This is a genomic window from Cupriavidus sp. 8B (genome assembly GCF_054589115.1).
This window is the reverse complement of the sequence record NZ_BAAILO010000447.1, coordinates 8,701-28,146: the sequence shown is the minus strand read 5'-3', so window position 1 is coordinate 28,146 and position 19,446 is coordinate 8,701. Positions and strand designations below refer to the sequence as shown.

Sequence of the window (19,446 nt, the reverse complement as noted above, 5' to 3'; positions counted from 1 at the left end):
GCGGTGCCTTGCTTGAGCTTCTGTCGGCAGAGGCCCCGGGATTGAACGCAATACGGGGAGACATCATGAGAAACACCAAGAGGTGGCCAGCATGGCTGGCCTGCGCCGCCATGGCATTGCTGATGGCGGGCTGCGGCGGCGGCGGTGGCGGCTCGGGCGCTGCATCGCCCACCACCGCGAGCACCGCGACGGATACCACCCCGGTGAAATACTCGGTGACGCTCACGATGACCTCGGGACAGGTCGGGGTGGGCCGCAGCATCTCGATGTCAGCCTCGGTCGTGGACAGCAAGGGAGCGGACGTGACGTCGTCCAGCACCTTTGCCTGGACCTCGTCCAGCAACACCATCGCCACCGTGGTGCCGGCCGCAAGCGGCAGCGCCACCATCACGGGCGTGGCGGTGGGCACGGCCACCATCCAGGTGGTGGCCACCGTCAAGGCGGCGGACAACAGCACGCAGCTACCCGCGCAAACCGCGACGATAGCCGTGCAGCCCGCCTCGGTCAGCTACAACCTGGCACTGTCGAATCCGGTCTTGTCGCTGGTTGACGGGCAGGTGCAGCCGGTCAAGGCGACGCTGGTCGATGGCAATGGCAGCGACGTCAGCGGGGCCGTGCACGACTGGGCCTGGGCCAGCTCGATTGGCAACGTGCAGGTCAGTGCCGCGCAGAACACGGCATCGCTCACAGGCGTCAACAGCTCGGATACCACCGCAGCGGTCGGCACGGTCACGGTCTCGGTCACCGCGCCCAACGGCATTGCTGTCAGCGGGCAGATGCTGGTGACGGTGCAGAAGAACACTGGCTACACCTATCGGCTCGAGCTCTCGCAAGGGGGCGTGCCCATCAACGCGCTGTCGGTGCTCAACGGCTATCCGCAGGTCTTCAACGCTCGCGTGATCCGCAGCGATTCGTATGATTCCACCGCGGATTTCGACGGCACCTGGAGCTACGCCACCACCTCGCCAACGCTTTCCGTCGCAGCGAACCCGGCCACGCGGCAGGCCACGTTGAGCACCAGCATCGTGATCGGCACGCCCACCGTGCAGAGCCTGCTGCAGGTGACCGCGGCCAGCAGCAAGATCGCGCTCACGCCCAACGCCAGCCTGACGGTGACGGAGCAGCCGAAGTGGGCGCTGGTCTACAACGGGCCACAACCGCTCAAGCTGCTGCTGTCGCTGCCCGTGCCGACTCCCGTCACCGCCACGCTCAAGAACTTCGGTGCGGATGTCGCCTATCTCAACTGCACGGGCTGGAGCTGGACCAGCAGCGCAAACGTATCGTTCGCAGGTGGCGTCAATGCTGCGCAGATCGTGGTGACGCCTTTGGCGCTTGGCGATTTCACAGTGACCGCAACCTGCACGGCCGGCCCTGAACAGCAGCCGATCTCCATCACGATTCCGGGAACGGTGAGCTGATGTAGCGCCCTGCTTTTGCCTGAGCCTTAACGCGACGCCCGGCATGTGTTCCTGCCGGGCGTCGTTGTATCTGCTCGCGCCTATCTCTGTGTGTTTTAAATGGTCCGTCCCCGGACGGCCGCTTGATCCGGTGCCGCGCGCGCAGGTATCGACGAGGAGGGAAAGAGGGGGAGGCGGTGCCGAATACGCGGCGAACCGGCGCGGCGAACCCAAAGCGTACCCGTTTCTGCGTGGATCAAAAACGTGGTGCGCGATGGGTTTGGGGGCGTATCAGCGCTTGGCCACGAAGCGGATGACCTGCTCGCTGGCCTGTTCGACCGGCGCTTGCTGGGCGCTGCCGGTGGTGGCGGAGCCGCAGGTATTGCACCCGCCGCTGTCGCAGCCGCTGGCGCAGCCGGCCGCGGCCTGCGGTGCCAGCCAGGCCACCGCGCGCTGGCGCCAGCCGGTGGCCGCGGTGCCACCCAGGCGCGCCGCCAGCCCGCCCTTGATCCGTTCGCGGGTGCGCGGTGCATAGCGGGCCAGCACGGAGATCGTGCAGCCCAGCACGATCAGCGGCACCAGCAGGGTTTCAACGGCGTGGTAGAGGCTCATGGCTGCAAAGTCCTCGCTTCAGCTCAGCATCAGGGTGATGTGGTACGTGGCAAAGGCCGCCACGTAGCCCAGCCCGAACAGGTAGGCCGTCGAGGCGGCCATCACCTTCCAGGAGCCGGTCTCGCGCCGGATCACCGCCATCGTGGAGATGCACTGCGGCGCGAACACGTACCAGGCCAGCAGCGACAGCGCGGTGGCCAGCGACCATTGCGCGGCGATCATCGGCGCGAGCTGGCTGGCCATGGCGTCCTCGCTGCCGGACAGCGCATAGACGGTGGCCAGTGCACCCACGGCGACTTCGCGCGCCGCCAGGCCCGGCACCAGCGCGATGCAGATCTGCCAATTGAAGCCGATCGGGGCAAAGACATGCTCAAGCGCCCGGCCGATCATGCCGGCGAAGCTGTAATCGATGGCCGGGGCGGTGGCGCCGTCCGGCGGCGACGGGAAGGTGGCCAGGAACCACAGCAGCACCGTCAGCGTCAGGATCACCTTGCCCACGCGGGACAGGAAGATGCGGGCACGCTCCCACAGGCCGATCGCCACATCGCGCGGATTGGGGATGCGGTAGGAGGGCAGTTCCATCATCAGCGGGTGGTCGGTGCGATCGCGGCGGAAATACTTCAGCACATATGCCACCGCCAGCGCGCTCACGATGCCCGCCACGTAGAGCACGAACAGCACGAGCCCTTGCAGGTTGAACAGCCCCATCACCGTGCGCGTCGGGATGAAGGCGCCGATCAGCAGCGCGTAGACCGGCAGGCGCGCGGAGCACGTCATCAGCGGCGCCACCAGGATGGTGGTGATGCGGTCGCGCGGGTCCTGGATGGTGCGCGTGGCCATGATGCCGGGAATCGCGCAGGCAAAGCTGGAGAGCAGCGGGATAAAGGAACGGCCGGACAAGCCGGCGCCCATCATCAGGCGGTCGAGCAGGAAGGCCGCGCGCGGCAGGTAGCCGGATTCTTCCAGCGTCAGGATGAACAGGAACAGGATCAGGATCTGCGGCAGGAACACGATCACGCTGCCCAGGCCGGCGATCAGGCCATCCACCAGCAGGCTGCGCAGCATGCCCTCGGGCAGGTGGCTGCCGACGATCTCGCCGAACCAGTGCACGCCGCCCTCGATGCCGTCCATCAGCGGCGCGGCCCACGAGAATACCGCCTGGAACATCAGGAACAGCAGCACGGCCAGGATCGTCAGGCCGAACACGGGGTGCAGCAGGATGCGGTCGAGCCGGTCGTCCAGCGCGGCGGTGCGCTCCGGCATCGTGACGGCCGCATCCAGCAGGCGCTTGACCTCCTGGTGGACATCCAGGTCGGAGGCCAGCTCGGTCGTGGCCGCGGCGACCGGCACCGCCGGCAGGGCGGCGTCGAACGCGGCCAGCAGGTTGGCGGCGCCGTTGCGCTTGACCGCCACGGTCTCCACCACCGGCACGCCGAGCGCGGCGGCCAGCTTGTCGCGCTCGATGCGGATGCCGCGTTTGGCCGCGGCGTCGCTCATATTGAGCACCAGCACCATCGGCAGGCCCAGGCGGCGCAGTTCGAGCACGAAGCGCAGGTGCAAGCGCAGGTTGGTGGCATCCACCACCGACACCAGCAGGTCGGGGCGTGGCTCGCCCGGGCGCTGGCCCAGGCAGACATCGCGCGTGATGGCTTCGTCAAGGCTGGCCGCGTGCAGGCTATAGGCACCCGGCAGGTCGAGCACACGCACCTGGCGCCCGGCCGGCGAGACAAAATGGCCTTCCTTGCGCTCGACGGTGACGCCGGCGTAGTTGGCCACCTTCTGGCGGCTGCCGGTCAGGCGATTGAACAGGGCGGTCTTGCCGCAATTTGGATTGCCCACCAGCGCAACGCGCAATGCGGGACGCTGGGAAGCGGAAGTCGGGGTAGCGACAGACATATTCTTGGCAGGTGCCCGGTCAGGCAGCGGAGCGTTTGGCGGCGGGCGCGTCGGGCTGCGCGGCCGGCGTGATGCTGGAGACGGAAGCGCTGAGCGCCTCCACGGTAATGCGGGCCGCTTCGGCGCGGCGCAATGCAAACCGGGTAAAGCCCACCTGGGCGACAAGGGGATCCATGCCGAACGGTCCCAGCGCGATGACCTGTACGGCTTCGCCCGGCACAAAGCCGAGTTCGCGCAGGCGGCGTGCTACCGGATCGTTAAGAGAATTGTCGTCGATAGACACGATGACAGCGGCGGTGCGCCGCGGAAGTTCAGACAACCGCATGTGGCTTCCAGTCCGTTGGCGCGAGGCACGGCACGCGGTCGGCAAACTCACGCCAGGGTTGGTAAATGAAAATCGTTCCTATTGTAGCTGATTTGCCTGCGGGCGTTTTGATTTCGAGCCGCTGTGTTATTAGTGCGCGCACGCATCCATGGCGCACGACAATCCTGGCGGTCCGCAATCACCCGAAGCGCAGGTCACGCAACATTCGGTTGCGCCCGACGATGCGGCACCCTGTGCGGGTGCCGCGCCTTGCCCACGGTGCCGCAGCCCGCTTGCCTAGAACTTGTGCCGGACGCCCGCCACCACGCCCAACTGGTTCATGCCCGGGCCGATGCTGGCCTGGATGCCGTTCAGGCCGACGCGCGAGCCGTCCTTGTTCTTGACGTAGCCGAGCGTCAGGTAGCCATCGGTGCGTTTGGACAGCGCGTAGTCAAGCGTGCCGACGAGGCTCCAGGGATCCTGCGCGCTGCGCTTGTCGTTCATCACATAGGCCGACGCACTCAGCGTCAGGGCGGGCGTGAACGCATAGCTCGCACCTAGCCAGAACAGGTCGTTCCTGCGAGCCGCCACGGTGGCGGTGCTGCCGATGTCGCCGCTCAGCCAGCGGTAGCCCGCGAACACCTTGGCCTTTGCAAACGCGTAGCTGCCAGCCACGGCGATGCGGCGGTCGCGTTGTGCCGGGTTCTGCCCGGCCAGGCCGGTGGTGCCCTGCTGCTGGTCGTAGATGACCGTGGCCCCGGCGTTGCCCGTGGTGTATTCCAGCGCGGCGCTCCAGGCGCGGTCGTTGCGCGCGTTGCCGGCGGTCTCGCCCGTGATGGTGCTGGTGGTGCCGCTCGTCACGGAGGTGCCGCGCGCGAACGCGTAAAGCGCGCTTGCCGTCAGCCCGCCGAACTTCCCTACGTACTTGGCGGCGTTGTCATAGCGTCCCGCCAGGGCGCTATCCATCAGGAACGCCGAGTACCGCGGCGCGATGGCCATGGCGTCGTAGCTGATCAGGATGTCGTAGAGCAGGTTGTTCTGGTGGCCCGCCGTGATCCGCCCGTAGGGCGTGTTCAGGCCGGTGTAGGCCTGCCGCCCGAACAGCCGGCCGGCCTGGCCCAGCGTGCCCGTGTCGATGTCGAAGCCGCTCTCGAGCACGAACAGCGCGCTGGTGCCGCCGCCGAGGTCTTCCGTGCCGCGCAATCCCCAGCGCGAGCCGGACAGGTTGCCCGAAGCCATTCTTGTGAGGGCGTTGCCACTGGCGTCGGCGTGCGAGAGGTATTCGATGCCGACGTCGGCGACGCCATAGAGCACCAGGCTGGACTGCGCCCCAGCGGGGGCGGTCAGCGCGAGTGCAGTGACGGCAAGCGCGTAGCCAAGCGCCAGGCGGTGGATGTCTTTCACTACCTTCACTACTATCATTACCTTCATCTCCTTCATGTGGTTTCCTTACGGCAGGGGCAAACGCAAGGCGCAAGCGGTCGCACGGGACCGTTGACGGCCGTGGCGTAGCGGTGCTGCGAATGGATTGGGGGGAGCGGGTGGCGTGCGTTGCCAGGCGCCTGGCGTGGCTGCCCCGCGGGTCTTGGCGGACCCTGGCCGGCGTTAGCGAGCCGTGGGCCTTAGTCGACCCGCAGGCCGATCTGCGCGGCGAGCTTCTTCCAGCGCTCGATGTCCGTGTTCACCACTTTCTGGAACTCCGCCGGGGTGCTGCTGGCGGTAGCAAATCCCAGTTGGGCGAGATTGGCCCTGACCTCCGGCTTGGCGACGGCCTTGGCGATGGCCGCATTGAGCTTCTGCACGATTTCCGGCGGCGTATGCGCCGGGGCCAGGATGCCGAACCATTGGTCGACGTCATAGCCACTGACTCCAAGCTCGCTCACCGAGGCCACGTCGGGCAGCAGCGGTGATCGGCTCTTGGAGGTGACGGCCAGCGCGCGCAGCTTGTTGGCCTTCAGGTAAGGCACCGTGTTGCTGAGCGTGTTGATGCTGACGTCGGCCTGGCCGCCCAGCACATCGGCTAGCGCCGGGGCGCAACCCTTGTAAGGCACGTGCAGCAGATCGATCTTGGCCGAGATCTTGAGCAGCTCGCCGGCAAGGTGCTGGGGCGTGCCGTTGCCGCAGGAGGCATAGGTCGGCGGCTTGCCCGAGCGCCCGGCTGCCAGCAGGTCATTGAACGTCTGGATCTTCGATGAGACGGGCACCGCGATGACGGACGGCACGGACGCCACCGAGATCACCGCGCTGAAGTCCTTGCCCGGATCGAACTGCAGGTTGCGGAACACGCCGGGGTTGATGGCAAAGCTGCTGTTGACCACCAGCAAGGTGTAGCCGTCCGACGGGCTCTTGGCGACGAACTCGGCGCCGATATTGCCGCTGGCGCCGGGCCGGTTGTCGACCACCACGGGCTGGCCCAGGCTGCGGCCCACCTCCGTGCCGATCACCCGCGCCAGCGTGTCGGTTCCCCCGCCCGCCGGGAACGTCACAACCAGCCGGATCGGCTTTTGTGGAAAGTCGCCGCCGATATTGGCGCTCGCCTGCGCGGGCATGCCGAACAGCGTGGCCCCCAGCAAGGAGATCGATGCGAGACTGCGTACCACGGATAAGGATGTCATTTGTTGCCTCATCGGTTAAAGGAAATGATAGATCAGGGTGGCAGTGCAGGCGGCGTGCATGGGCGCCGCTGCTAGTCCGGCCTGATGCGAATCGGTGGGCCGGATAGTTCAGCCGCCGCGTTGGCCCGCACTGCTGCCTCGAGGTCGCCGGTGGCCTCGGCGTGGATCCTGAACAGCGGTTGCCCGGCAACGAGCCGGTCTCCCACCGTGCACAACAGGTCCACGCCGGCGCCCGGCCGGCGCGGCGCGCCGGCGCTGCGCGCAATGCCGGCGATGGCAAAGCCGTCGATGTCCGCGACCACGCCCGCCGCGCCGGCGGGCACGATGTGGAGATGGTTGCCCGGTGCATCCGGCGCTGCCCTTGCGCCCTGTGCGGCCACGATCCGGTCGAATGCGGCGCTTGCGGCCCCGCAGGCGAGCAGTTCGCCCGCAATCCGCCGCCCCTCGGCGGGGGAGCCCACGGTCGGGTCGAACGCAAGAATCTGCCCGGCAAAGAACAAGGCCTTCTCGCGCAGGTCCGCGGGCGCCTCGGGGCTGCCGTTGAGTACCTGCAGCACATCGCGCACTTCCAGCGCCGGGCCCACGCCGCGCCCGATGGGTTTGCTGCCGTCCGTCGCGAACGCGCGCACCCGCATGCCCAGCCCTGCGCCCACGTCTTCGAACAAGGCGCCCAGGGCTTGCGCTTCGGCTTGCGACTTGAGCTTCGCTTGCGGGCCGAAGGGCAGGTCGACGATCACGTGGGTCGACCCCGCGGTGTATTTCTTGGAGAGGATGGACGCCACCGACCACCGGTTGGCGTCGAGCCCGAGCGGGCGCGTGATGGCATTCATCACATCGTCGATGGCCGAGTGATTGAGGCGGCCGTTCCAGGCAATGCAGGCCCGTGCCTGCGCCACGCAGCGGCGCACGTCGTCGATGTCCAGGTCCACGCGCGCCACCGTCTCCATGGCCTCCGCGGTGCCGGCCGCGGAGGTGATCGCCCGCGACGAGGTCTTGGGCATCGCGAGCCCGAACGCCGCGACGATCGGCACCACGATCAGCGTGATGCGGCTGCCCGGCACGCCGCCCATGGAGTGCTTGTCCACCACGATGGGCTCGTCCCAGTCGATCCTGCGGGCAAAGCGCGCGCGGGCACGGGCCACGCCCACCACTTCCGCATCGGTGAGGTGTTGCGAGGCAGCCACCAGGAACGCGGTCAGCTCGATTTCCGTATAGCGTCCCTCCACCGCATCGCGCAGCACGGCTTCGTACTCCGCTTCGCTCAAGGCGTCGCCGCGCAGCTTCTTGCGCAGCACATCGCGGCTGACGGGGCCGGGAATCTGGCGCAGGCGCACGGTGTTGCCGGGCGCGACGCCCAGGCGCTCGAAGAGGGCATCGGACAGGCCGATCTCTTCGTCCTGCAGCAAGCCCGGGCTCTCGACCACATGCAAGGCCGCGGGGATCTCGGTCTTTCCCGAGCGTACGGCCATGCGAGCGTGGCGCGCGCCAACGGCGGGCGACACATAGGCAATGTGCGCGTCGCCGGCGCAGATTGGCATGCGTCTGGCCTTGAGCGGTGTCGATGCCGTGCGCAGCGCTTCCAGGAAGCGCGCGATGCCCACCTCCATGGCCGCGTCGTTCGATACGGTGACGCTCGCCACGCCGGCGGGAATCGGATCGGGCATGCGCTCCAGCCTGCGCAGCACCGCGTCGCCGGACTCCCGTCCGCGCGCGGCAATGCGCTGCGCCAGCACGTGCAGCGGCGCCGTGACGTGGATGACGACGAAATTGCGCAGCTGGCCCGCCAGCGCGGCAGCAATGCCGCGCGAGCCGTTGGCGACGACATGCCGGCCGCGCTCCAGTTCATCCAGCAAACTGGCCGGCAGCCCATAGCGCAAGCCATGCGCCGCCCAGGTGATCAGGAAGGCGTTGGCCGTCTCGCGCGCCGCGAACTCGGTCTGCGTCACGCCCTCGTGGTCCTCGCCCGGCGAGCCTGTTGGCCGGGTGATGACGCGCCTGGCAAACACATAGCGCGGATCGGCCAGCAGCGCCGCCCTGGCGCCGTCCATCAGCGAGTCCTTGCCCGCGCCGCTGGGGCCAACCACGAGGAAGAAAGTGCCGGCAGCTTGCATGGGCTTATCCGGCGTGGTGGGGACCGCTACCAAAGCCGATGGCCCGGCGCGGTTCAGATAGCGGGAGTCTTCCAGGCTGCTTGCGCATGTGTCGTTCCAGGTCTCGGGGTTTTTCATGGCCATCCTCTTCTTTCTCTTCGTCCCATTTCGTCGACTGTGTCTCGTACGTCCTCTGGCAATATGCTTAGATATCGAAGTACAAAGGCAATGCTAGCACCTGATGAAACCTTGTCAAGATAAGTTCGACATCTAAGAATATGCAAGAGTCAGGCCATGGCTGGAAAGGGCCGTATCCACGGGCTGTGGCAGGAATTCCAGCCATGTCTAGCAGGGAAATCCCTCTCGCGGTGCCTTGCCGCATCGTCGTGGCGCAAGCTCGCACTGATGTAGTGAGCACTACATTAGCCCGCAAAAGAAATGATTAGCCGGCGAACACCCGGCGGGAGGTGGACGTGACGGAGCAGGCGGCAGCTTTGCTAACGCGTTATGATGTTTTCCATCATCGAGCGCAGGCATGGCCTGCGCCGACAAGGACTCCCACACCGTCATATGGCCACTTCAAAACCGACTGAATCGCAGGTGCCCGCCCCGGCGGGCGACATCGCCAACGAGCGCCTGGCGCATATGGTGAAGGACGCTGCCCGGGCCTATATCCGCGCCCTGCAGATGCGCCTGGCCGAACACACGGTTTCCTACGGACACTGGACCATCCTGCGGATCCTCTGGGATCACGACGGTTTGTCGCAGCGCGAGCTGAGCGACCTGGCGGGGGTCACGGAGCCGACCACGTTCGCCGCGGTCAAGGCGCTGGAGGCGCTGGGCTATATCGAGCGCACCCATCTGCCCGGCAACAAGAAGAATGTCCATGTATTCCTGACCAAGACGGGCCGCGCCCTCAAGCGCAAGCTGGTGCCGCTGGCCGAGGAGGTCAATGAGATCAGCGTGGAGGGGGTATCCGCCGAGGAGGTCGCGACCGCGCGCAAGGTGCTGATCGCCATCACCCGCAACCTGGCCAAGGACGAGGCGCAGGCAGAAGGCACGGCACGGCGCGTGCCGTCAACGCGCGAGCTGGGGCGGCTGCTGGCGGATCTTTGAGCGAGTGCTGGCGCTGGTGGCGAGCGCAGAATGAAAAAAGCGCGCGAGGCAAGCAGCCCGGCGCGCGTCAAAGTAGCGGGAAGGAGTGACTCCCGCTCACACGGTACCGTTACACCGCATCGTTACACCGCATCGTCCAGCCCGATATCCACGGCCGGCGCGGACTGGGTGATCTTGCTGGTGGATATGTAGTCAACGCCGGTCTCGGCGATGGGGCGGATGGTCTCGAGGTTGATCCCGCCGGACGCCTCCACCTTGGTGCGCCCGTTGACGATGGTAACGGCTTCGCGCATGTCGGGCACGGACATGTTGTCCAGCATGATCACGTCGACGCCCGCCTTCAGGGCTTCATGCACCTGGTCCAGCCGGTCGCATTCCACTTCCAGCTTGGTCAGCACGGGCAACTGCCGGCGCGCGCGTTCCACGGCGGCGGCAATGCTGCCGCACACGGCGATATGGTTGTCCTTGATCATTACGCCGTTATCGAGCCCCAGCCGGTGGTTCAGGCCGCCACCGCAGGTCACCGCGTGCTTCTCCAGCACGCGCAGCCCCGGCGTGGTCTTGCGGCTATCGATCAGGCGGGCCTTGGTGCCGGCAATCGCCTCCACGTAGCGGGCGGTATGGTTGGCGATCCCGCACAGCCTTTGCATGATGTTCAGCGCCGTGCGCTCGGCGGTCAGCACGCTGCGCGCGGAGCCGCTCACGGCGATGAGGATGGCGCCCTTGGCGACCTTGTCGCCATCGCCCACGCGCACGTCCACATGCAGCGACGGGTCGTAGCGGGAGAACACGCGGGCGGCCACGTCCACGCCGGCGATCAGCATCGGCTCGCGCGCATTCATATAGAACGAACCCGTCTCGCCCTTCTCGATCATGGTGTGGACCGTCAGGTCGCAGGCGCCGATGTCTTCGGTCAGCCACAGGTCAATCAGCTTGTCGGTTGCAAATTGGTCGTACATGCTTGGCTCCAGGGTTCCGGGGGTCCGGTGGGTTGGTGTCGCGGTCTTGAGGTGAACGCGAAAAATACTTAGATATCGAAGTACGTACGGCAATCCTAGCATTTGCCGTGGCCTTGTCAAGTAAAGTTCGACATCTAAGAATAATTTCACGGCCACGCGCGATGTCCCGGCCTGGCATAAAATGCATGTCGACGCACGACCGGGCCAGGCCCCGGCCTTCCTGACACGCACATACGGAGCACAAGACATGATTCTCGAAATAGCGCAGTTCCAGATCAAAGCGGGTACGGAGTCGGACTTCGAGGCAGCGGTCGCCAAGGCGGCGCCGCTCTTCAAGCGCGCCCGTGGCTGCCACGCCATGCGGCTGCTCAGGTCGATCGAAAATCCCTCGAACTTCACGCTTGAGGTCAAGTGGGAGACGGTCGAGAATCACATGGTGGATTTCCGCGAATCCGCGGACTTCGCCGAATGGCGCAAGCTGGTTGGCGATTACTTCGCCTCGGCGCCCGACGTGGGCCATGTGAGCGTGGCGGTGGAGGGGTTCTGAATCCGGGCTGGCGGGGCAATCCTCCCACCGCTTGAGTAGGGGCCCGAATAACGCAATTGCGTTATTGGTAGGGGAAAGTGCAGCGGGTAAGCTGCCTGCACGCTGAACACCCCGTTCCATGCGTATTTGACATGCCACCTGCCGGTAAAGCAGGTGGCATTTTCTTTGTGGGCCTGGGTTTACCCTGAAACCCTGGAGCTCAGCACCACGGCGTGCGCTCAAGCCCGGATCACGGACGCCAGAAACCGGGGGAGCCGGAAAAGCCCGGCTCTCTTCCTGCTTGCCTCCCTATTCCTCATCCCGCATCTTCTCCAGGAAGCGGTCGCGCGCCGGCTCGTCCGCCCCCGCTTTCCACACGCAGTACACCTCCGACGGCACCGTCGCCTGCGCCAGCGGCAGGAACACCGCCCCCGCCATTGCCGATCGCTCCAGGGCCGCCGGTACCAGCGCGACGCCGGTGCCTTGCGATACCAGGGACACCACCGACAGCCAGTGCCGCACCTCATGCCGGATCTGCGGATAGAAGCCCTGCGCCGCGCACATCTCGAAGATGCGGTTGTAGTAATCGGGAGACGCCTTGCGGGAGAACAGCACGAAGGGCTCGCCGCGCAGCTCGCTCAGCGCCACGGTGGCCTGGCGCGCCAGGGGGTGGTCATGCGGCACGCAGCACAGGAAGGGTTCGCTATGGACCAGCGCGGTGGCCAGCTCGTCGGGCACACGGTTGGTGTGGATAAAGCCGGCATCCAGCCCATCATGCAGCAGCGCGTCGATCTGCTCCTGTGAGTTGAGTTCCGTCAGCGCTACCTGGATGCCGGGGTAGGCCGCCTGGAACTCGCGCAGGCGCTGGGGCAGGCCGCGGTACAGCATCGAGCCGACGAAGCCGATGCGCAGCCGCCCGACGGCGCCGGCCTCGATCTCGCGCGCCAGCAGGCGGGCCTCTTCGGCCTGGGCCAGCAGCGCGCTGGCCGATTCGCGGAAGGCCCGTCCGGCGGCGGTCAGGCGCACGCCACGGCTGTCGCGCTCGAACAGGCGGGCGCCTACCGAGGCTTCCAGCTGCTGGATATTGAGCGACAGCGGCGGCTGCGAGATCGACAGGCGGCGGGCGGCCCGGCCGAAGTGGAGTTCTTCGGCGAGGACGAGGAAGTAACGCAGGTGACGGAATTCCATGGCGATATAAAAAATATATGGACCAAGCCAATTTTAGAATTAGACACGAATCGCCGGACTTTGAATAATGCAGACAAAGTATCCGGCGCTACATGCCGGCAAACACAGGAGACACCTCATGCAGACCAGCGCAGCGCGCCAAACTGCCTCTTCGGTCACATCGGCCACTTCAACCGTTCCCGCACCCTCGGCCACGCCCGCGCATCCGGTGCCGGACCAGCAAGGCGTCAACCTGTTTGCCAGCGACCCGGACCTGCGCGCGTTGCTGCCGCTTTACCTCCCGCCCGACCTGTTCGCCCACCTGCTGCCCCACCTCGATCGCATGGGTGCGATGGCCGGCGGCGTGCTGGACACGCTGGCGCATACCGCCGACCAGAACAAGCCCACGCTGTCGCACCGTACCCGCACGGGCATCGACGCGCAGCACATCGAGAAGCATCCGGCCTATGTGGAGCTGGAGCGGGTCGCATTTTCCGAGTTCGGCCTGGCGGCGGCGTCGCACCGTGGCGGCGTGCTGGGCTGGGACAAGCCGATGCCGGCCGCGGCCAAGTACGCGCTGACCTACCTGTTCGTGCAGGCCGAGTTCGGCCTGTGCTGCCCGCTGTCGATGACCGATTCGCTGACCCGCACCTTGCGCAAGTTTGGCGATCCGGGGGTGGTCGAACGCTTCCTGCCCAATCTCACCACGCAGGTCTTCGAGGACCTGTACCAGGGCGCCATGTTCATGACCGAGCAGGGCGCCGGCTCCGACGTGGCCGCCACCACCACCCGCGCCGCGCGCGATGCGCAGGCCGAAGGCGGCTGGCGCCTGTCGGGCGACAAATGGTTCTGCTCCAACCCGGACGCCGCGCTGGCGATGGTGCTGGCCCGCGTCGAGGATGAAAACGGCGAGGCCGCGCCCGGCATCAAGGGCGTGTCGCTGTTCCTGCTGCCGCGCACGCTGGCCGATGGCAGCGCCAACCACTACCGCATCATCCGGCTGAAGGACAAGCTCGGCACGCGCTCCATGGCCAGCGGCGAGATCCGCCTGGAAGGCGCGCATGCCTACCTGGTGGGCGAGCTCGGCCGGGGCTTTGTGCAGATGGCCGACATGATCAACAACTCGCGCCTGTCCAACGGCGTGCGCGCGGCCGGCCTGATGCGCCGCGCCTTGTCCGAGGGCCAGTTCATCGCGCGCGAGCGCCGGGCCTTTGGCAAGCGCCTGCTGGACATGCCGCTGATGCGCCGCCAGTTGCTCAAGCTCGCGCTGCCCACCGAGCAGGCCCGCACCATGGTGTTCCAGACGGCCGAGGCGCTGCGCCGCGCCGACGCTGGCGAGGCCGATGCCTATGCGCTGATGCGCGTGCTCACGCCGCTGATCAAGTTCCGCGCCTGCCGCGATGCGCGCAAGGTCACCGGCGACGCCATGGAAATGCGCGGCGGCTGCGGCTATATCGAGGAATGGAGCGACCCGCGCCTGGTGCGCGACGCGCATCTTGGCTCGATCTGGGAAGGCACCAGCAACATCGTCGCCCTCGACGTGCTGCGTGCGATCCGCCGCGAAGGCGCGCTGCCCGTGCTCGAGGCCCACCTGGCCGGCCTGCTGCAAGCCACGCCGATGCATGCCGGCGCGCGCGCCGCCTTCACCGCCGCGATCGCGCGTGCCGCCACGCTGGCCGCCCGCGCCGCCGAAGCCGGCGCCGATGGCGACGTGCTGGCCCGCCAGGCCGCTTCCGGCCTGTACCACGTGACCAGCGCGGTCGCCATGGCCTGGGAAGCGGGCCGCATCGGTTCCGTGCGCCGCATGCGCCTGGCGCAGCTGGTGCTGTTGCATCGCGTGCTGCCGCAGGATCCGCTGGCAGGCGAGGCCGAGCCCGACTGGCTGGCCGACACCATCGCGCCGCCGGCGGATGGCGCCGTGGACGCCACCACGGCCGTGGAGCAGGTCAACCTGTTCTGATCCCGCAAGGGCATGACATAGCCGTGCGCGGCGCCGCCAGAAGCCGGTGCCGCACACTTCACCACGGCGCCAACCGCCGGGTGGACACCGACCTAACAGACCAATATCAGGAGACAACCATGACCCTCTGGCAACGCCTCGCCGCTGTCGCCGCCTGCACCCTCTGCGTGGGCATCGCCCCCGCGCTGGCGCAGAAGGACTTCCCGTCCAAGCCGATCATGATGATCGTGACCTACCCGCCCGGCGGCCCCACCGACGTGATGGCGCGCACCCTGGCGTCCGCGCTCAAGGGCAGCCTTGGCCAGACCGTGGTGGTGGAAAACCGAGCCGGCGCCGGCGGCAACATCGGCGCCGAAGCCGTGGCGCGCGCGGAGCCGGATGGCTACACGCTGATGTTCGGCACCTCGGCCCCGCTGGCGATCAATGTCAGCCTGTACCGCAAGATCAACTACGACCCGGTCAAGAGCTTCGCGCCGATCATCCAGATCGGGCAGCTGCCCAACGTGCTGGTGGTGAACCCTTCGGTGCCCGCCAAGACCGTGAGCGAGCTGATCGCCTACGGCAAGGCCAATCCGGGCAAGCTGACCTATGCCTCCTCGGGCAATGGCGCGTCCTCGCACCTGGCCGGCGTGCTGTTCAACAACCTGGCCGGCACGGACTTCCGCCATATTCCCTACAAGGGCACCGGCCCCGCGCTCAACGACCTGCTTGGCGGCCAGGTGAGCATGAGCTTCACCGACGTGCTGACCGCGCTGCCCTTTATCAAGAGCGGCAAGTTCCGCGTGCTGGGCGTGACCACCAAGGCCCGTTCGCAGGCGCTGCCCGATGTGCCTACCGTGGCCGAGCAGGGCGTGCCCGGCTTCGATGTCTCGGTGTTCTTCGGCGTGGTCGCGCCGGCCGGCACGCCGCCGGCGGTCATCGCCAAGCTCAACCACGCCTTTGCCGATGCCCTGCAGCAGCCCGAAGTGCGCAAGACCCTGCAGGCGCAAGGCCTGGAACTGCCGCCGTCGACCTCGCCCGAGCAGCTCGGCAGCTTCGTCAAGGCCGAGGTGACCAAATGGCGCGGCGTGGTGCAAAAGTCGGGCGCGCAACTGGACTGAGCCAGCGCCGCGCTCGCCAGCGAGCCAGCGAGGCTAGGAAAAATGGCCGGTTCAGCGGTAGTATCGATGTTTGCGAACGGGCGTGCGTTTTCCGTCCATCCGATGATCAGATGATCTGATGGCATGACGGGCCGTTCATGGGCACTGCAACGTTGCGGTGCCCGATCTGCCTTTGCGGCAGCCCTTCGTTCCCTCCTTCCACGACCGCCCCCAACCGATCCTGCCGTCCATGACCGATCTCTCCCCGCCCGCACCCGTCAACGAATTTGCCGGTGAAGCCCCGGGCCTGCTGTTTGCCCTGCCGATGCCCATGGCCCGCGTGTTCGGCCTGACCGGCGTGCACATCAACGCCAAAGAGGCGCGCGTGAGCATGGCCTACCACCCGGACCACACCAACAGCCGCGGCGACGTGCACGGCGGCGCGCTGGCTACGCTGCTCGATTGCGCCTTGTCCTGCGCCGCGCGCGGCCACGATCCGCGGCGCTTTGGCGTGGCCACGATCGACCTGTCGGTGCATTTCACCGCGCCCGGGCGTGGCGAGCTTACCGCCACCGCCTGGTGCGAGCGCCGCGGCCGTTCCCTGTGCTTCGCGCGCGGCGAGATCCGCGACGCCCAGGGCGAGCTGCTGGCGCTGGCCACCGGCACCTTCAAGCTGCTGGATCGCACGCCCGCGCCGGCCGCCTGAGCCAACCCACGTTTATCGACGCACATTTATCGACACACGTTCATCGCCGCAGTTACGGAACCCCTCTCATGAGCAAACTCCCTGTATCGCCCGGCGCGCTCGCCGGCATCCGCGTGGTCGATCTCTCCCGCATCCTGGGCGGGCCGTTCTGCGGCCAGATCCTTGGCGACCATGGCGCCGACGTGCTGAAGATCGAGCCGCCACAGGGCGACGACACCCGCACCTGGGGGCCTCCGTTCAAGGACGGCGTGGCCTCGTACTACTTCGGCCTGAACCGCAACAAGCGCGTGATGCGGCTGGACCTGACCGCCAATGCCGAGCGCGAAGTGCTGCTCGCCCTGCTGGCGGACGCCGATGTGCTGGTCGAGAACTTCAAGACCGGCACGCTGGAAAAATGGGGGCTTGGGTTTGATGCGCTGTCGGCGCGCTTCCCGCGCCTGGTGCACTGCCGGGTTTCCGGCTTTGGCGCGGATGGCCCGCTGGGTGGCTTGCCCGGCTACGACGCGGCCATCCAGGCCATGGCGGGCATCATGAGCATCAATGGCGAGGCCGGCGGCGATCCATTGCGCGTGGGCTTGCCGGTGGTGGATATGGTCACCGGGCTGAACGCCGCGCTGGGCGTCTTGCTGGCCCTGCAGGAGCGCGAGCGCAGCGGGCGCGGCCAGTTTGTCGAGGCGGCGCTGTACGACTCGGGCCTGTCGCTGCTGCACCCGCACGCGGCCAACTGGTTCATGAGCGGCAAGGAGCCGACCCGCACCGGCAACGCCCACCCGAACATCTATCCGTACGACACCGTCGCCACCGCCACCGACCCGGTCTTCCTCGCGGTCGGCAACGATCGCCAGTTCCGTATCCTGTGCGAGCACCTGGACATGGCGGGCTTTGCCGATGACGAGCGCTACGCCACCGCTGGCGCGCGCTCGGTCAACCGCGCCACGCTCAAGGTCGAGCTGGAAGCGCGCATGGGCAAGCTCGACGGCAAGGTGCTGGCCGATACGCTGGTGGCCGCCGGCGTGCCGTGCGCGCCGGTGCTGTCGGTGGCAGACGCCTTGCAGCATCCGCACACCGTGCACCGCGAGATGGTGGTGGAGATGGCGGACGGCTACAAGGGCCTGGGTTCGCCCGTCAAGCTCAGCCGCACGCCTGCCACCTACCGCTACGCGCCGCTGGCCGAGGGCGACCGGTTCCTGCCGCGCGACGCCGCCAACGATAGCGAGTAAGGAGGAGGCTGTGCCCGCTCAGTGGGGAATCATCCCCGTGAACACGTAGGCCTGCAGCATGGTGATGATGCCCACGATCACCGCGAACAGGAGGCTGTGCTTCACGGTAAAGCGGAACAGCTCGGATTCCTTGCCGACCAGCCCGGTGGCCGCGCAGGCCACCGCGATGGATTGCGGCGAGATCATCTTGCCGGTCACGCCGCCGGTGGTGTTGGCCGCCACCAGCAGCGTGTCGGACACGCCGATCTGGTGCGCGGTGGTGCTCTGCAACGAGCAGAACAGCGCATTGGACGACGTATCCGAGCCGGTCAGGAACACGCCCAGCCAGCCCAGGAAGGGCGAGAAGAACGGAAACGCCGCGCCCGTGCCGGCCAGCAGCAGCGCCAGCGTCGACGACATGCCCGAGTAGTTGGCGACAAAGGCGAAGCCCAGCACCAGCCCGATCGACAGGATCGGGCGGCGCAGCTCCATCAGCGTCTCGCCGAACGTGGCCAGCGCATCGCGCGGCTTCATGCGCAGCAGCACGGCGGAGATCAGCGCGGTCAGCAAGATGGCGGTGCCCACCGCCGATACCAGGTCGAGCTTGAGCACGGCCTCGTACGCCTTGGGCTGCGCCACGATCGGCGCGGCCTTGATCACCAGCTGGTCCAGCGCCGGCACATGGAACTTCAGCACCCACCCGGCCAGCGCGCCGCTGCCGGCGAACAGCGCCTTGAACGGCGGCAGGCTCCATACCGTGACAATGGCGGTGAGGATGCCGAACGGCGCCCACGCGCGCACGGTCTGCGCCACGGTGTAAGGCGAGGCACGGCGGTTGTCGCCCGCACCATTGCCAAAGGCTCCCGCACCGCTTGCCAGCCCGCCACCCATGCGCGCCAGTGCTGCCGCACCGCCGCTGCCGGCCTTCACCGCGCCGCCAGCCCGCTGGCTTGCGCGCTTCGGCTGCCACACCTTGAGGAACAGCGTCAGCGATACCAGGCTTACCAGCGCCGAAGTGATGTCCGGCAACTCCGGCCCGATATGGTTCGACGTGAAATACTGCGTCACCGAAAAGCTCACGCCGGTCACCAGCGCCGCCGGCCACGTTTCCTTCACGCCGCGCTTGCCGTCCATGATGAACACCAGCCAGAAGGGCACCGCCAGCGATAGCAGCGGCAATTGCCGGCCCGCCATCGCGCCGATGTGCATGGCGTCGATGCCCGTCACCTGGCCCGCCACGATGATCGGAATGCCCATGGCGCCGAAGGCCACGGGCGCGGTATTGGCGATCAGGCACAGGCCCGCCGCATAGAGCGGATTGAAGCCGAGGCCGACCAGCAGCGCAGCGGTGATCGCCACCGGCGCGCCAAAGCCGGCCGCGCCTTCCAGGAAGGCGCCGAAGGCAAAGCCGATCAGCAGCATCTGCAGCCGCTGGTCATCGGTGATGGCCAGCACGGACGCGCGGATGATGTCGAACTGCCCGGTCTTCACCACGATCTTGTAGAGGAACACCGCGGTCACGATGATCCACGCGATCGGCCACAGGCCGTAGGCAAAGCCGAAGCCCGCGGCGGCAAGCGCTTGCGGCACCGGCATGCCGTAGGCAAGGATGGCCACGCCGATGGACAGCAGCAGCGTGATGGCGGCGGCCACGTGGCCCTTCATGCGCAGCACCGCCAGCGCGAGGAAGAAGAACAGGATGGGCAGCGCAGCCGCGAGCGCGGACAGCCACAGGCTGCCTAGCGGCGTGTAGGTCTGGGTCCAAGGTTGCAAGGTGGGTCTCCTCCGGGGATTGCGTTTGAATGGATTCTTGGGGCGAT

At 67.2% G+C, this 19,446-nt stretch carries 16 protein-coding genes; 7 read left to right on the top strand and 9 right to left on the bottom strand.

Translation table 11 applies throughout. The features are described from left to right. Window positions 1–65: 65 nt before the first annotated feature. Window positions 66–1,418 (top strand): hypothetical protein, encoded by a 1,353-nt coding sequence (locus tag ACYP5B_RS43475; protein ID WP_459573750.1) that lies wholly within the window; start codon window positions 66–68, stop codon window positions 1,416–1,418. A 270-nt stretch (window positions 1,419–1,688) separates the two neighbouring features. On the opposite strand, the gene ACYP5B_RS43470 is transcribed toward ACYP5B_RS43475, so the two are convergent. From ACYP5B_RS43470 to phnN, 6 genes are all read right to left on the bottom strand, one after another. Beyond that, entirely contained in the window at window positions 1,689–2,009 is a 321-nt protein-coding gene (locus ACYP5B_RS43470; RefSeq protein WP_400094734.1) for a DUF6587 family protein, read from the bottom strand. Between the two features lie 18 nt (window positions 2,010–2,027). Beyond that, a complete protein-coding gene (feoB, locus tag ACYP5B_RS43465; RefSeq protein ID WP_459573748.1) occupies window positions 2,028–3,905 on the bottom strand; it encodes a ferrous iron transport protein B in 1,878 nt (625 codons plus the stop codon). A gap of 19 nt (window positions 3,906–3,924) precedes the next feature. Then, the gene (locus ACYP5B_RS43460; protein ID WP_400094738.1) at window positions 3,925–4,230 is read right to left on the bottom strand and encodes a FeoA family protein; all 306 of its coding nucleotides are present in this window, start codon (window positions 4,228–4,230) and stop codon (window positions 3,925–3,927) included. A 276-nt stretch (window positions 4,231–4,506) separates the two neighbouring features. Beyond that, window positions 4,507–5,631, bottom strand: a complete 1,125-nt coding sequence (locus ACYP5B_RS43455; RefSeq protein ID WP_459573746.1) for a porin — start codon at window positions 5,629–5,631, stop codon at window positions 4,507–4,509. A gap of 200 nt (window positions 5,632–5,831) precedes the next feature. Next, on the bottom strand, window positions 5,832–6,824 hold the full coding sequence (locus ACYP5B_RS43450; protein WP_400094741.1) for a tripartite tricarboxylate transporter substrate binding protein: 993 nt from the start codon (window positions 6,822–6,824) through the stop codon (window positions 5,832–5,834). 71 nt (window positions 6,825–6,895) lie between these two features. Beyond that, window positions 6,896–8,935 carry a phosphonate metabolism protein/1,5-bisphosphokinase (PRPP-forming) PhnN gene (phnN, locus tag ACYP5B_RS43445; protein ID WP_459573753.1) on the bottom strand — a complete coding sequence of 680 codons (2,040 nt, stop codon included), beginning with the start codon at window positions 8,933–8,935 and terminating at the stop codon, window positions 6,896–6,898. A 549-nt stretch (window positions 8,936–9,484) separates the two neighbouring features. Here phnN and ACYP5B_RS43440 point away from each other — a divergent pair. After that, entirely contained in the window at window positions 9,485–10,030 is a 546-nt protein-coding gene (locus tag ACYP5B_RS43440; protein WP_400094743.1) for a MarR family winged helix-turn-helix transcriptional regulator, read from the top strand. Between the two features lie 122 nt (window positions 10,031–10,152). Here the strand turns inward: ACYP5B_RS43440 and nadC are convergent, their stop codons facing one another. Continuing rightward, entirely contained in the window at window positions 10,153–10,989 is an 837-nt protein-coding gene (gene nadC / locus ACYP5B_RS43435) for a carboxylating nicotinate-nucleotide diphosphorylase (protein WP_400094745.1), read from the bottom strand. 247 nt (window positions 10,990–11,236) lie between these two features. On the opposite strand from nadC, the gene ACYP5B_RS43430 reads away from it, so the two are divergent. Beyond that, window positions 11,237–11,536: an antibiotic biosynthesis monooxygenase family protein gene (locus ACYP5B_RS43430; protein ID WP_459573743.1), complete on the top strand. Its 300-nt coding sequence runs from the start codon at window positions 11,237–11,239 to the stop codon at window positions 11,534–11,536. A 288-nt stretch (window positions 11,537–11,824) separates the two neighbouring features. Here the strand turns inward: ACYP5B_RS43430 and ACYP5B_RS43425 are convergent, their stop codons facing one another. After that, window positions 11,825–12,703 carry a LysR family transcriptional regulator gene (locus ACYP5B_RS43425; RefSeq protein WP_318231445.1) on the bottom strand — a complete coding sequence of 293 codons (879 nt, stop codon included), beginning with the start codon at window positions 12,701–12,703 and terminating at the stop codon, window positions 11,825–11,827. Between the two features lie 118 nt (window positions 12,704–12,821). On the opposite strand from ACYP5B_RS43425, the gene ACYP5B_RS43420 reads away from it, so the two are divergent. The 4 genes from ACYP5B_RS43420 (at window position 12,822) to ACYP5B_RS43405 (ending at window position 17,647) form a co-directional block, all read left to right on the top strand. Further along, window positions 12,822–14,642 (top strand): acyl-CoA dehydrogenase family protein, encoded by a 1,821-nt coding sequence (locus ACYP5B_RS43420; protein WP_459573741.1) that lies wholly within the window; start codon window positions 12,822–12,824, stop codon window positions 14,640–14,642. 119 nt (window positions 14,643–14,761) lie between these two features. Further along, window positions 14,762–15,742 (top strand): Bug family tripartite tricarboxylate transporter substrate binding protein, encoded by a 981-nt coding sequence (locus ACYP5B_RS43415; protein ID WP_400094752.1) that lies wholly within the window; start codon window positions 14,762–14,764, stop codon window positions 15,740–15,742. A 229-nt stretch (window positions 15,743–15,971) separates the two neighbouring features. Further along, the gene (locus ACYP5B_RS43410; protein ID WP_318231442.1) at window positions 15,972–16,427 is read left to right on the top strand and encodes a PaaI family thioesterase; all 456 of its coding nucleotides are present in this window, start codon (window positions 15,972–15,974) and stop codon (window positions 16,425–16,427) included. Between the two features lie 68 nt (window positions 16,428–16,495). Continuing rightward, window positions 16,496–17,647 carry a CaiB/BaiF CoA transferase family protein gene (locus tag ACYP5B_RS43405; RefSeq protein ID WP_400094754.1) on the top strand — a complete coding sequence of 384 codons (1,152 nt, stop codon included), beginning with the start codon at window positions 16,496–16,498 and terminating at the stop codon, window positions 17,645–17,647. A gap of 18 nt (window positions 17,648–17,665) precedes the next feature. Here ACYP5B_RS43405 and ACYP5B_RS43400 read toward each other — a convergent pair whose 3' ends face one another. Further along, complete coding sequence (locus tag ACYP5B_RS43400; protein WP_459573738.1) at window positions 17,666–19,399, bottom strand: lactate permease LctP family transporter; 1,734 nt, start codon at window positions 19,397–19,399, stop codon at window positions 17,666–17,668. Window positions 19,400–19,446 lie beyond the last annotated feature (47 nt).